The sequence below is a fragment of the Pollutimonas bauzanensis genome, assembly GCF_900129885.1.
GTDB lineage: Bacteria > Pseudomonadota > Gammaproteobacteria > Burkholderiales > Burkholderiaceae_B > Pollutimonas > Pollutimonas bauzanensis.
On sequence record NZ_FQXE01000031.1, the window covers coordinates 1 to 13479 of the forward strand.

Consider the following 13479-nt stretch of genomic DNA (forward strand, 5'->3'; position numbering starts at 1 on the left):
TGTGCTTGCCATGGCGATGACGTACACGCTAGCGGGCGTCGCGGCGGGCCTTGCCGGTACGATGTTATCGGTTTATCTGCAAAATCCCTGGGTATTGGGTGGCTTCGCAGGCGTGTTTGTATTGCTGTCCCTTTCTATGTTCGGTTTTTACCAGTTGCAGATGCCCGCTGCGATCCAAAGCCGCTTGACCGTCACCGCCAACCACACGCCAGGCGGCAAGCTACTCGGCGTTTTTCTGATGGGTGTACTGTCTGCCGTGATCGTGGGCCCATGTGTGGCTGCTCCTCTGGCAGGAGCCCTACTCTATATCGGGCAAACGGGTGATGCCGTGGTGGGCGGCGTGGCGCTTTTTTCACTGGCCATCGGCATGGGCGTACCGCTTTTGGTCTTTGGCACAACCGCCGGCACTTTGCTGCCAAAAGCCGGTCCCTGGATGAAATCAGTCCAGCATTTCTTCGGCGTGACCATGTTGGCCGTGGCCATTTACCTCATCGCTCCGGTTATCCCGGCGGTGGTGCATCTGTTTTTGTGGGCCGTCCTGCTCATCATCTCAGCGATGTATTTAAAGGCGGTGGATCCCTTGCCGGCGCATGTGGTCGGTTATAGGCGTTTGGGCAAAGGGATTGGGATCATTGCGCTAACAGTGGGCTTGGCGCTTCTGGTCGGAGGACTTTCAGGCAGCCGCGACGTGTTACAGCCTTTGGCTGTCTTCAAAGGTGTTAGCAATCCAGCGCCAATAGGCGCCGAGGCGACTGAGATCACGTTTCAGCCTATTAAGAGCCTTGCCGATCTGGAATCGCAGTTGCAGGGGGCAGACGGCCGCTACGTGATGCTCGATTTCTGGGCGGAATGGTGCATATCCTGCAAAGAAATGGACCGTTTCACTTTCACCGACCCTCAAGTCAAAAATCGCTTGAAAGACGTAATCCTGCTGAAAGCGGACGTGACGGCAAACAATGCAGACGATCAAGCGTTGCTCAAGCGCTTCGCGCTGTTTGGGCCGCCCGGCATCATTTTTTTCGATAAGGAAGGCAAAGAAATCGACTTTCAAGTCATTGGCTTCCAGTCGCCAAAGCGATTCCTGGCCTCGTTAAATTCGGCCATACCGCTTTAATGTGGTGAGTGCTCCAGTGCGGCGCGATGAACAGCGCCGCACATTACAGAAATGTAATGGCCGCGTCATCGGATCGACACCGACACTTCGCTAAAGTGCTTTGCATCAACTCCATGAATGCTTCGACTCGTTTTACCGGTCGATTTTTTAGACTCTTTTGATCCTAGGATACGCTCACGTGAAACGTCCGCTTGCGCCTTCTCTTGCCCTGCCTCTCCTACCGCGTCGCCGATTCGTTCAAGGTCTGGCAGCCGGTGGCGTTCTGCTGGGCTTGTCGCCCTTTGCCCGCACGGCTTGGGCCCAGTCGGGCGATGCCCGAACGGGCGTACCGGCTGTGCTCACCGGGACCGAGTTCAATCTGGAAATTGGTGAGACGCCGGTCAACTTTACCGGCAATCCTCAAATGGCCACGACTATTAATGGGTCTCTTCCTGGGCCGACCTTGCGCTGGCGCGAAGGCGACACGGTCACCATACGCGTTACAAATCGGCTAAAAGAAGCAACCTCAATTCACTGGCACGGCATCATCTTGCCCTTCCAGATGGACGGTGTGCCGGGCATCAGTTTTCCCGGCATTGCCCCGGGCGAAACGTTCACCTACCGCTTCAAGGTCGAACAAAACGGCACGTATTGGTATCACTCGCACTCTGGCATGCAGGAAGCGACGGGCATGATAGGGGCCATTGTGATTGAGCCTGCTCAAAGCGACCCGGTGCGGGCCGACCGCGAATATGTGGTTCAGCTCTCGGACTGGACCGACGAAGATCCCATGCGGGTACTCGCCAAGCTGAAAATGCAAGGCGACTATTACAACTATAACCAACCCACCGTGGTGGATTTCTTCCAGGACGCATCGCGCGATGGCCTTAAAGCGGCGATCGACAAGCGCAAGATGTGGAACGAAATGCGCATGAGTCCGACCGATCTGAACGATTTATCGTCCAATGTGCTCACGTACTTGATGAATGGCACGACGCCTGCGGGCAACTGGACGGGATTATTTAGGCCGGGCGAACGCGTTCGCCTACGCTTTATTAACGGCTCGGGTCACAGCTTTTATGATGTGCGCATCCCCGGCTTGAAAATGACTGTCGTGCAGGCCGATGGACAAAACGTGGATCCGGTCACGGTCGATGAATTTCGTTTTGGGTCGGGCGAGACGTATGACGTCATTGTCGAACCCAAAGACGAGGCCTACACCATTTTCGCCCAATCCATGGACCGCACCGGCTATGCACGTGGCACCTTGGCGACGCGTGCCGGCCTTGTGGCGGCGGTCCCTCAGCTTGATAAGCCCGAGTGGCTGACCATGACTGACATGATGGGCGCTATGGGTGGTGGTATGGCTGGGATGGCTGGCATGGATCACGGCGGTTCGAGCCAGCCTGTCATGGCGGGAATGAATCATGGCGCCATGGCGGGCATGGACCACGGATCGATGGCAGGAATGAATCAGGCCAATATGGCCGGCATGGACCATAGTGCCATGGGCAAGAATAAGGCAAGCACTAAAGTCCGACATGCGAAGACCGAGTACAGCCCAAGCACGGATATGCACGTCGATATGCCGCGCACCAATCTGGACGATCCGGGCATTGGACTGCGCAACAACGGCCGACGCGTACTCACCCTGGCTGATTTGCACACCATTGGCGGGGCCATGGATCCGCGCGGGGCTGAGCGCGAGATCGAGCTGCACCTTACCGGCAATATGGAACGCTACAGCTGGTCGTTCGACGGGGTGGAGTTCGGCAAATCCACACCTGTGCATTTTCGCTACGGTGAACGCGTGCGGGTCATCTTGCATAACGACACCATGATGACCCATCCGATGCACTTGCATGGCATGTGGAGCGAACTGGAAACGCCCGATGGTGCCTTCCAGGCGCGCCGCCATACGATTCCGGTTCAACCCGCGCAACGCATCAGCTTTCTCGTGACCGCCGATGCGCTCGGACGCTGGGCCTGGCACTGCCACTTGATGCTGCATATGGATATGGGCATGTTCCGAGAAGTGGTGGTGGCATGAGTGCGAGTAACGAGAAAAAGGAAATCCGAACCATGAATACCCCTATAAAGAAACGCATTCTTGCACTCGCTATCGCAACGCTAGGCGCTACCCCGCTTTTTGCCTACGCCCAAGCGCATGACGCCCATAGTGGCCATACCGCCATGTCGGCCAGCTCGGCTTCCGCCGTCGATGCAGCCAGCATGCCTGGCATGGATCACAGCAAAATGAATATGCCAGGCATGGATCATGGCGCGATGAATATGGGTGTTCAAGATTCCGGGGCGATGAACACGAACTCAACCAGCGCGCCTAAGCCTCCAGAGGCCATGCCCGGTATGAATCATGGTCAAGACAACACAGCGCCAACGGCCCCTGCTCACGATATGGGTGCAATGGGTCAGGGCAGTGGCGAGATGGATCATGGCACCATGCAAATGCAAGGCGGAACTGCGCCGCCGGATGCGCGCGATCCCAACGCCTATTCGGATGGTTATACGCTGGACTCAGGTAAGTATTCCTTGGGGCCAGCGCAGCGTCTGCGGATGTCCGACGAGCACAATTTTGGCTCCGTGTGGTTCGATCGGCTTGAGTATGTCAGAGCCGGTAGCAATGAGGGGCTCGCCTATGAAGGACAAGCCTGGTATGGCGGAACCTACAACCGCGCCGTATTGAAGGCAGAAGGCGAAGTGGCAAACGGCAAACTTCAGGAGTCCCAAACAGAGTTGCTGTGGGGACACGCGATTTCTACCTTCTGGGATACCCAGTTGGGGATTCGTTTCGATCACGGCCAAGGAGTTCCCAACAGAAAATGGCTAGCGTTTGGTGTGCAGGGCCTGGCGCCTTATTGGTTTGACATTGACGCTACAGCTTATGTCGGCCCCAGTGGTCGAACCGCATTGAGCTTAAGCGCGGAATACGACTTGTTGATCACGCAAAGACTGGTATTGCAGCCCCGCGTAGAAGTTAATTTCTATGGCAAGCGCGATGAGGCCCGCGAAATCGGTAGCGGCCTGTCGGATGGCACGGCCGGCCTGCGCCTTAAATACCAAGTGACGCGTCAGTTCGTCCCTTACGTCGGAGTGGAATGGACAGGTAAATTTGGCCAAACGGCCACCTTTGCACGAGATGCCGGCGAACGTGCGCGCGAGACGCGCTTTGTCGCCGGCTTGAGCTTCCGATTCTAATCGTTGTACCCGAGAACATCTTTTGCCTGGTGCTCTCATCCCTTTAACTTGTCTAAGAGAGCTTTTAATGAAGAAAACACTATCCATATTGCTATTAAGTACGTTGCCCGCCCTAGCACTAGCCGCTGGGAGTCATGGTGGGGGCCATGAGATGAAAAATGGCACCATGATGCAAGGCCATGATATGTCCAGCATGAACAAAGGCGACTCGGCTGCGGGACAACCGGGCGATGCCGCCAAGGTCACGCGTACGATTGAACTCGTCATGGATGACACCATGCGTTTTACCCCTGGCGAATTCAACGTCAAGCCGGGTGAGACGGTCCGTTTTTTTATGAAGAATAACGGTAAGATTCCCCATGAAATGGTGATCGGCTCGGTCGCTGAACTCAAAGAGCACGCCGCCATGATGCAAAAAATGCCGGGGATGCAACACGCTGAACCCAATATGATCACAATCAATCCTGGTCAAAAAGGCGGTCTTGTCTGGCAGTTTCCCCAGGCCGGAACCGTTGACTTTGCCTGTCTTATTCCTGGGCACATGGAAGCCGGGATGGTCGGTAAGATCAAGGTGGGTTGATGCCGGTCGGAAAGGCCCCTTCAGTGACTTGACTCATTGGCTTGGCGGGGAGTATGTAGAACGCCGAAGGTGTGGCGACGGGGATCGTCGCACCTTTTAGCGGTTAGGCGGTTACCGCGACTGACTCTTTCTTCTTTCAGCATCCACCACGCGGCAACCTAGGGCCCGAACGGGAAAGCACCCGATAGCCTTCCAATGCCCCCTTTACCGATATTCCATGTTTAAAGAATTACTTTTTATCCTTGTTTGCTCTATGGCAGGTACCGCCATGGCGTCGGAGGCCAGGCATATTTCCATTGCTGAAGGCCCTGTCCAGGCGCTTGGCAACCGCTCTCATAAAGTGACCTCTCGACTGGCGAGCTTGCAGAGGATGTTTCTTAAAACGCCTCTGACTGAACGTATAAAAATCAACTCAGCTTTCGGTTACCGACTGCATCCGGTATCGGGCAAGTGGGCGGGCCATCAAGGCATTGATTACGCCGCAACCAAAGGCACACCGATCCGAGCAACCGCACAAGGCGAGGTCACGTTCATTGGCGTTCAAAATGGGTATGGGAAAGTTATCTTCGTAGAACATGACAATGCCTATTCCACTGTCTACGCGCACCAAAGCCGCTTTAAGCGCGGGCTGAGGAAAGGTGACCGCATCGAAAAAGGACAAATCATTGGCTATGTCGGTTCAACTGGAACAGCCAGCGGCCCTCATTTGCATTATGAACTGAGAGTCAATAATCAGCCGGTGGACCCGGTGCAAGCAAAACGGCAACAGGCTTCATATGCCAAATAGTGGTCCTATTGGCACCATCCGGATGGTGGCGCTCGACCTGTTGGGCGTATCACGCCGCAAGATGCAAAAAAGGATAGTCTGAATGGTAACCGCAGTGAAAAAGAAGGCACTGATTGTCGGTGCAGTCGGCATTTTGGCGTTGGGGATTGGCGCATACCTGTATGGAACACTCACCAATTCGGATGACACGTATATCGACCCCTTTGATCAAACATTGGTGGCTCTCGGAAAGAACGTCTATGCCAATAACTGTGCCGCTTGCCATGGCGCCAAGCTGGAGGGTCAGCCCGATTGGCGGATTCGTCAAGCGAACGGACGTTTGCCCGCCCCGCCGCACGACGAGACGGGGCACACTTGGCATCATCCAGACGCTGTTCTGATTGATATCATTAAAAACGGTCTGGTACCTGGTGTCACCGCGCCACCGGGCTATGTCAGCGATATGCCGGCCTACGGCAACATATTGACTGACCATGACATTGCGGCCGTGCTGGCTTATATCAAGAGTTCCTGGCCCAAGCAAGCATTGGCTGCCCAGAAAGAAATCACGCTACAACCGCCACAGTAACGGCTTAGGTCGGGATGAGCCTTTATTTGACTTGGACAAACGCAACACGTTCGTCACCACCGAGGCTCAGGGCTTGAGCTGATCTCGGATCTCGCCGCCTTTGTGGGTGGCGCTATGCACGTTGACGTAAAGACTACCCGCCTTATATGCCTTGTATTGCGCATCGGTCAGTTTGGCATTCGCCGGTACCATCCATTCGTTGTCCCCTTTCTTTTCCAGAGTGATTATGGGGGGTCCATTCTTACCGGTGGCGGCTTCGTGGATGTGCGCCATGGTGCCAGCCACACCCGAGGTGGTGACGCTGCCACTGACCGCCTTGTCCTTGCCAATAGTGATTGTGCCGTTGCCCTTGGCCGAGGTGGTGACAGCGGGAACTTCGTGGGCACCGCTTAGCATTACTTTACTTTGAGCCGCCATGGCCACGCCATAGCCTGCAGCCAAACCACCCATGATCACACTACTTGCGAGAACCGCTAGGCGAGATTTCGAGAAAATCGCATTACTGCGCATAAGATACTCCTTGATGTAAAGGCCCAGCTTACCTGCCGGGCCCAGTTGATTATCGATCAAACCCAAAATCAGCATCTAGTGTGCCCGCCAGTAGCAGTTCACGCAGCAACAACCACAATCATGGTTTTAGGCAAGATGGCTATCTATTTGGCTTTACGCAGCCGCAACGCATTCGCCACCACGGAGGCCGAGCTCAAGCTCATCGCCAGCGCGGCAAACATCGGCGAGAGTAGCAGCCCGGTAAATGGATATAACACGCCGGCTGCCAGCGGCACACCCAGCGAGTTGTACACAAAGGCAAATCCCAGATTCTGCTTCATATTGGCAATGGTGGCGTCAGACAGATGGCGGGCAATCGAGATGCCCCGTAGGTCGCCTTTGACCAACGTAACCTGAGCGCTGTTCATGGCCACATCGGTGCCGGTGCCCATGGCAATGCCAACATTGGCTTTGGCTAAGGCCGGCGCGTCGTTAATGCCGTCGCCCGCCATGGCCACGATATGCCCTTGATCTTGAAGCTTGGCGACAAGATCGAGCTTATCGGCCGGTTTGACCTCGCCATGGAATTCGTCGATACCCAGGCGCTCGGCCACCGATTTTGCCGTGGACACGCCGTCACCGGTCGCCATAATGACCCGGATTCCTGCGGCCTTCAGCTCCATCAATGCTTCTTGCGTGCTGGCTTTAATGGGATCCGAGACGGCAAGCAGGCCCAATAGGTGACCATCCGCGGCAAGGTACATGACGCTTGCACCCTGGACGCGCAGGCTCTCGGCCTTTTCGCTCAGTATCGCCACATCGACGCCTTCTTGCTGCATCAGCGCCGTGTTACCGAGCGCCAGACGCTTGCTTTCGACTGTACCGCGAACCCCGATCCCCGTACCGGACTCGAACTCATCCACCGTAGCCAATGCAACGCCCTGTTCACGTGCGGCGCTAACGATGGCGTCGGCCAATGGATGTTCGCTGCCTTGATCCAGGCTGGCGGCCAGGCGCAACACCTCTTCGGGGCTGCCGCCTTGGACGGGAATCGCTTGCTCAAATGTGGGTCGTCCTTCGGTCAGGGTGCCGGTCTTATCGACGATCAAGGTATCGACCTTACGGAAGTTTTCAATGGCGGCCGCATCGCGAAACAAGACGCCCTGCGTTGCACCACGGCCAGTGGCCACCATGATGGACATAGGGGTCGCCAAGCCTAGCGCGCATGGGCAGGCAATGATCAGCACTGCCACCGCATTGATCAGACCATATACCCAGCTGGGTTGTGGCCCCAACAATCCCCACACAAAAAACGTAATGACGGCTATGGCCACCACCGTCACGACGAAATAACCAGCCACGCGATCAGCCATGCGTTGCATAGGAGCTCGCGAACGCTGTGCCTGCGCGACGAGCTGCACAATCTGGGACAGCACCGTGGCAGATCCCACTTTCTCGGCGCGTATCACGAGGGCGCCGGAGGTATTCATGGTCGCGCCAATCACTTTGTCGCCCGCGCGTTTGCTAACCGGCAGCGGTTCACCGGTCAACATGGATTCATCCACGGAACTTGCACCTTCCTCTACCGCCCCGTCAACAGGCACTTTCTCGCCCGGGCGCACGCGCAGGCGATCGCCTTCATGGACGTGGGTGAGTGGCACATCTTCCTCAGTGCCATCAGGTCCGATACGCCGGGCTGTCTTGGGAGCTAATCCCATTAGCGACTTGATGGCCGCAGAAGTCTGCGAGCGCGCTTTTAACTCAAGGATTTGCCCGAAAAGCGTCAAGGAAATGATGACAACCGCAGCCTCGAAGTACACCGCGATGCGTCCCATGGATAAGAACGTGTCGGGAAAGACTTCCGGTATAACCGTCGCCACGACGCTGTAGATAAAGGCGGCCGATGTTCCTAACCCAATTAAGGTCCACATGTTGGGGCTACCGTTGATGACCGATTGCACACCTCGCACAAAAAATGGCCAACCAGCCCAAAGCACCACCGGCAAGGAAAGCACCAGCTCAATCCAGCTTTGGGTGGCCATGCCAAACCAACCCACTTGGTGCCCGAACATGGCCAACGTGGTGACGATGATGGTCAGCGGCAAGGTCCACCAAAACCTGCGGCTAAAGTCCGCCAATTCTGGATTATCGTCTTCCAGCGTGGGCATAAGCGGTTCCAGCGCCATGCCGCACTTCGGACAGTTTCCTGGGTGATCTTGACGAATCTCGGGATGCATGGGACACGTGTAGATCGTGCCCGGTGCGGCTGCCTCAGTGTGTTGTGCGTTTGGCCGTTTTTTAGAAAGATACTTGGCCGGGTCCGCGCTGAATTTGGCTTGGCAGCCCGTGCTGCAGAAATAAAACGACTGACCATCATGCTCAACATGGTGTGGCGATTGTTCGGTCACCGACATTCCGCATACGGGGTCTTTTAACGCTGGGGCCGAGGCCGTAGCCCGTTTAACGTGGCTGCCGTCAGCTCCCGTTGATCTGCTGCTTAAGTCGCCTGATTGGCCGTGATGAGCATGTTCGTGGTCGTGTGGTGTCATGACGTAGCCGCTTTCCCATTTAGTATTGGACTACGCTGACCTCTCACCATCCCAAAACAGCGTAGAGCCCGAGATCGCAATGGATGGAGGGTGTGTCAATCATGCCACACTTAAGTACTTGCGAAACTGACAGTTTGCTGTCATGAGCATTACATTTTTGTCATGATGAACGACGATAGTAGCGATATCACTGAATCATATTATTAGCATAGCTAGAATAACCTGGTGGCGGCACGCGAATTGCTGACAAACAAAGTTTGTACAGATAACGCGAGCCAAAACGCATGCTTCATTGCTTCGAGACTTCCATAGTCGCGCGCAATTAGTGGTCGCACAATGGCTAGGGGATTAATGCGATTGAGGGGATGAATTTTGCAGCGTTTATTGTAAATATGGGCATCTCGGCTCGATAGCTTGGACGTTCTTTCACCTGGTATAGGAGATCATCATGAAGATTCAAATCGGCAAAAAGGTCCGCGTCGCTCGCCACATTTTATTACCATTGATGCTAGGCGCCAGCCTGGGGGCAACCTCAGTGTTGGCGTCTGCTCAGACGACTACACCATCGAACCAAGGGTCAATGAGTTCCGGAGCAATGAAAGGCAACATGCCTATGGATATGCGCGGCTCCATGATGAAGATGCGCAAACAGATGGACGCTATGAAGTCATCCGGCGACATCGACCATGACTTTGCCGCGATGATGCGCATTCATCACCAAGGTGCTGTCGATATGGCCGAGTTGGAACTGAAAAAAGGAAAAGACCCGAAGATGCAACAAATGGCCAAGGACATTATCGCGGCTCAGAATAAAGAAATCGCTCAATTTGACCAATGGCTTGTCCAGCATAAAAAACAGCAGAAGTAGTTTTATCGCCTTACAAGACAATAAGTAAAAAGTGGCACGCAGGGGCGCCTTTTATCCGTAATCAATGGCGATGCCGGTGGTGGGCGTCGGGGAAATGTGCATGGAAATGAGTCAAAGGCACATGTTGGTGTGCATGACGATGTTTTGTCCCCGGCGCAACATACACATCGTGCTCGTGCTGATGATGGGCATCATGAATATGTTCATGGTCATGTTCTAAGGCTTCATGCCGATGAAGGTGCTCATGCCGCTCTGTTAGGTGCAGCCAAATGCCCAGAGCCATCAGTGCGGCTGCGATAAGCAACGTCACCGTTAGAGGGTCGCCCAGAGCTACCGCCAGCATGGCACCCATGAACGGCGCGACCGAAAAGTAAGCTCCCGTGCGGGCCGTTCCCAGGTGGCGCAGACTCACCACGAATAAAGCCAAGCTCACGCCGTACGCGAAAAACCCCACCACAAGCGCCCCGGCCAAATTGGGCAACGGCGGAATGCTTGCGCCCATTATGAAAGCCAGGGTCAGATTGACCGAACCGGCAGCTAGCCCTTTTACCGATGCAATCCAGGTCGCGTCCGAGAGCGACACTTTACGAGTTAAGTTATTGTCCAGGCCCCAGGCAAAACAGGCGCCCAGGATGGCGAGCGCTGGCCATGCACCCGCAAAACGTGCTTCGCCTGGCCAGCTCAAGACCACGGCTCCGGCTACGATCGCCACCATACCCAGCGCGATACGCCGGTCAAAATTCTCCTTGAATGCAAACCACGCCAACAGCGCAGTAAACACGCCTTCGGCGTTGAGCAAAAGGGACGCTCCGGAGGCGGGCATTCCCGTCAGACCGAGCATTAAGAGTACCGGTCCGACAATTCCACCTGCGACGATCGCACCGAGGAACCACGGTAATTCTTGACGCGGTAATTTGACCGCAGGTGCTTTGCTGAAATATCGATACAAGCTCAGGCCGACACCCGAGCCTAGATACAGCAAACCAGCCAACAGCCATGGGCTCACCGAAGTGAGCAAGAGTTTTGCCAGCGGCGTCCCGGCTCCGAACAGCAAAGCGGCACCCAGGGCGGCCGGTACGCCTGTTTGGCGCATTCCCTCCTGAAACTTCATTCCATAAATCCTTTTGACGCGCTTTTTATTTCAAATACGAACGTAAAGCCTGTACGATTTGTTCCACCTCTTTTTGACGTTGTAATGAAGACATCTCTTCGGCCCCCAGATGTTCGCGAATATGTCCTTCTAAAACCACGGTCATTAAGCCGTTAACCGCGCCCCGGATCGCGGCAATTTGCTGAAGCACCGCCGCACACTCCGTTTCGTCTGTGATGGCCTTTTCCAGGGCTTCCGCCTGCCCTTTAATTCGTCGGATACGGGTTAACAGTGGTTTTTGATCCCGAGTCGTGTGCGACATATATTTTCCTTTTCACTATTATCTATACAGGGGTATAGTATATTACTTTAGCCCGCATCAGGACAATGAACAATGGAACACAGCCAGCCCGACAACGATTGGACGCACTCTCACGTTTTCAACGAAGGCAATCCGCTAGCTCAAAAAAACACCACTCGAGCCGTCATCCTCACCACCGTAATGATGGTAGTCGAGATTGTGGGCGGGTATACGTTCAATTCCATGGCGCTGCTTGCGGACGGATGGCACATGAGTTCGCATGCGTTAGCCCTTGGGTTATCCGTGCTGGCGTATGTCTTTGCACGACGGTTTGCAAACGATAGCCGGTTTGCCTTTGGGACTTGGAAGATTGAAGTTTTAGCTGGCTATACCAGTGCCCTGTTGCTTGTCCTGGTCGCGGGATCAATGCTGTTCCAATCCGTTGAGCGCTTGTTATCTCCAGGTCCGATCTACTACGATCAAGCCATTGCCCTCGCGTTTATTGGATTGGTCGTGAATATTGTTTGTGCGTGGCTCCTAAAGGATGGGCACGGTCACAGTCACGATACTCACGGCCATGCTGATCATGGGCATGATCAGGATCTGAATCTGCGTGCAGCCTATGTGCATGTCATTGCCGATGCAGCGACATCCGTCTTGGCGATTGTGGCGCTTATTGCGGGGAAATTCTGGGGAGCAAGTTGGTTGGATCCTGTAATGGGTATCGTGGGTGCGATACTGGTTGCTGTGTGGGCGTATGGCTTGTTGCGCGACTCGGGGCGCGTGCTGCTCGATGCGGAAATGAATACACCGGTGGTAGGCGAAATCCGCCAGATAATTGAGTCAAGTCCAATGAAGGCAGCCATCAGCGATCTACATGTATGGCGTGTTAGCAAGGGCAAATTTGCCTGTATCGTTGGCCTTGTAACTGACGAAGATACATCGCCCACATATTTCAGAAATGCCTTAAGCAAACATGATGAACTGGCGCATGTCACTATCGAAATAAATCGACTGACTCCTGACCATAATGGCGGAACGAGCTAAGTTGGTCGGCAGGGCGTTGATGCTCTCTGCGGGCTTTCGATTCCACATGGCTACTGGGAATCCTCTGCTCTGGGTTTGTGATGCGTAATGTGATTTTTATGTTGTGACCAGTCATTCCGGCCTATCAACGAAATCGGTCACATTCGTCCAGAATTCCCACATACTGCCAATTGACGCGGGCAAGCCGCGCCGACTGAACCTTAGCCTATGCTGCAGTACGTATTGAGTAATGCCGAATGATTTTACCGGCAGCTCGTCTGGAAGAAGCTACCGGATCCATAGCGTGATTTTGTAATGGGACAAATTGCCCCTTCAAGCTGCCTGCATGGACGCTTTTAATCCTGGGCACTCCAATGATGAGCCAAGAAAGATTGCTTCGGTTCCACGATACCTGTTTTGCGCGCAATAGCTCAGGCTGTAGCTAACATACTGATAGTCTCGATATAGCTCTCTTATTGCCGGGACATCGTCGTACGACACCATACAATGCTGGCGTATTCCTGCCACCGCCGCGGCGACGGCGGCGTGATCCTCATGCTTGTAATGGTGTTCATATAGATCCCCACCCTTTACGTAATAGGGAGGATCAAGGTATACCAGCGTCCTATCGGGAAGGCTTGGGACGACGTGTTGCAGAAGATCGACTGCGTCTAATTTATACAAACTGATCCTGCTACGGTGCTCCGCGATGAGCTCAATCCGTCTGATCAGTTCATCTTTTCTAAAGCGAGCATCGATTTTAAAATTTCCGTTTTGGTTTTTACCACCGATCACTCCCGCTTTAAGAATTCCGGAACGATTTGTCCGATTAAGGAAGAATGTTGAGAAACCCAGTATTAAGGGTTCAACCGTATCTTTCTGCTTTTGAATTTCCCGCTGCTCAGTCCATGT

13 protein-coding genes are annotated in these 13479 nt (G+C 54.5%); 8 read left to right on the plus strand and 5 right to left on the minus strand.

The features are described from left to right. The 6 genes from dsbD to BUB23_RS26115 form a co-directional block, all read left to right on the plus strand. The coding region (gene dsbD, locus BUB23_RS26090) for a protein-disulfide reductase DsbD (RefSeq protein WP_143161150.1) at positions 1-1114 on the plus strand (1114 nt) is incomplete at its 5' end. Between the two features lie 178 nt (positions 1115-1292). Beyond that, complete coding sequence (locus BUB23_RS26095) at positions 1293-3143, plus strand: copper resistance system multicopper oxidase (protein ID WP_073110287.1); 1851 nt, start codon at positions 1293-1295, stop codon at positions 3141-3143. A 32-nt stretch (positions 3144-3175) separates the two neighbouring features. Continuing rightward, entirely contained in the window at positions 3176-4309 is a 1134-nt protein-coding gene (locus BUB23_RS26100; RefSeq protein WP_073110315.1) for a copper resistance protein B, read from the plus strand. A gap of 67 nt (positions 4310-4376) precedes the next feature. Then, entirely contained in the window at positions 4377-4889 is a 513-nt protein-coding gene (locus BUB23_RS26105; protein WP_073110290.1) for a cupredoxin domain-containing protein, read from the plus strand. Positions 4890-5106: 217 nt separating this feature from the next. Next, entirely contained in the window at positions 5107-5676 is a 570-nt protein-coding gene (locus tag BUB23_RS26110) for a M23 family metallopeptidase (RefSeq protein ID WP_073110293.1), read from the plus strand. Between the two features lie 82 nt (positions 5677-5758). Then, the gene (locus BUB23_RS26115) at positions 5759-6244 is read left to right on the plus strand and encodes a c-type cytochrome (protein WP_073110296.1); all 486 of its coding nucleotides are present in this window, start codon (positions 5759-5761) and stop codon (positions 6242-6244) included. Between the two features lie 66 nt (positions 6245-6310). Here BUB23_RS26115 and BUB23_RS26120 read toward each other — a convergent pair whose 3' ends face one another. Both BUB23_RS26120 and BUB23_RS26125 read right to left on the minus strand, forming a co-directional pair. Beyond that, positions 6311-6829 carry a CHRD domain-containing protein gene (locus BUB23_RS26120; protein WP_342743874.1) on the minus strand — a complete coding sequence of 173 codons (519 nt, stop codon included), beginning with the start codon at positions 6827-6829 and terminating at the stop codon, positions 6311-6313. A gap of 68 nt (positions 6830-6897) precedes the next feature. Next, on the minus strand, positions 6898-9147 hold the full coding sequence (locus tag BUB23_RS26125) for a heavy metal translocating P-type ATPase (protein ID WP_245801397.1): 2250 nt from the start codon (positions 9145-9147) through the stop codon (positions 6898-6900). 583 nt (positions 9148-9730) lie between these two features. Here BUB23_RS26125 and BUB23_RS26130 point away from each other — a divergent pair. Continuing rightward, positions 9731-10150, plus strand: coding sequence for a DUF305 domain-containing protein (locus BUB23_RS26130; protein ID WP_245801399.1), 420 nt, complete (start codon positions 9731-9733; stop codon positions 10148-10150). A gap of 61 nt (positions 10151-10211) precedes the next feature. On the opposite strand, the gene BUB23_RS26135 is transcribed toward BUB23_RS26130, so the two are convergent. Both BUB23_RS26135 and BUB23_RS26140 read right to left on the minus strand, forming a co-directional pair. Continuing rightward, the gene (locus tag BUB23_RS26135) at positions 10212-11261 is read right to left on the minus strand and encodes a DMT family transporter (protein WP_073110303.1); all 1050 of its coding nucleotides are present in this window, start codon (positions 11259-11261) and stop codon (positions 10212-10214) included. Positions 11262-11286: 25 nt separating this feature from the next. Then, positions 11287-11562, minus strand: coding sequence for a metal/formaldehyde-sensitive transcriptional repressor (locus tag BUB23_RS26140; protein WP_073110306.1), 276 nt, complete (start codon positions 11560-11562; stop codon positions 11287-11289). A gap of 72 nt (positions 11563-11634) precedes the next feature. Here BUB23_RS26140 and dmeF point away from each other — a divergent pair, with 72 nt between their 5' ends. After that, positions 11635-12588, plus strand: coding sequence for a CDF family Co(II)/Ni(II) efflux transporter DmeF (gene dmeF, locus BUB23_RS26145; protein WP_073110309.1), 954 nt, complete (start codon positions 11635-11637; stop codon positions 12586-12588). A gap of 312 nt (positions 12589-12900) precedes the next feature. Here dmeF and BUB23_RS26150 read toward each other — a convergent pair. After that, positions 12901-13479, minus strand: a 579-nt coding sequence (locus BUB23_RS26150) for a DNA adenine methylase (RefSeq protein ID WP_178372405.1), incomplete at its 5' end; no start/stop codon positions are given.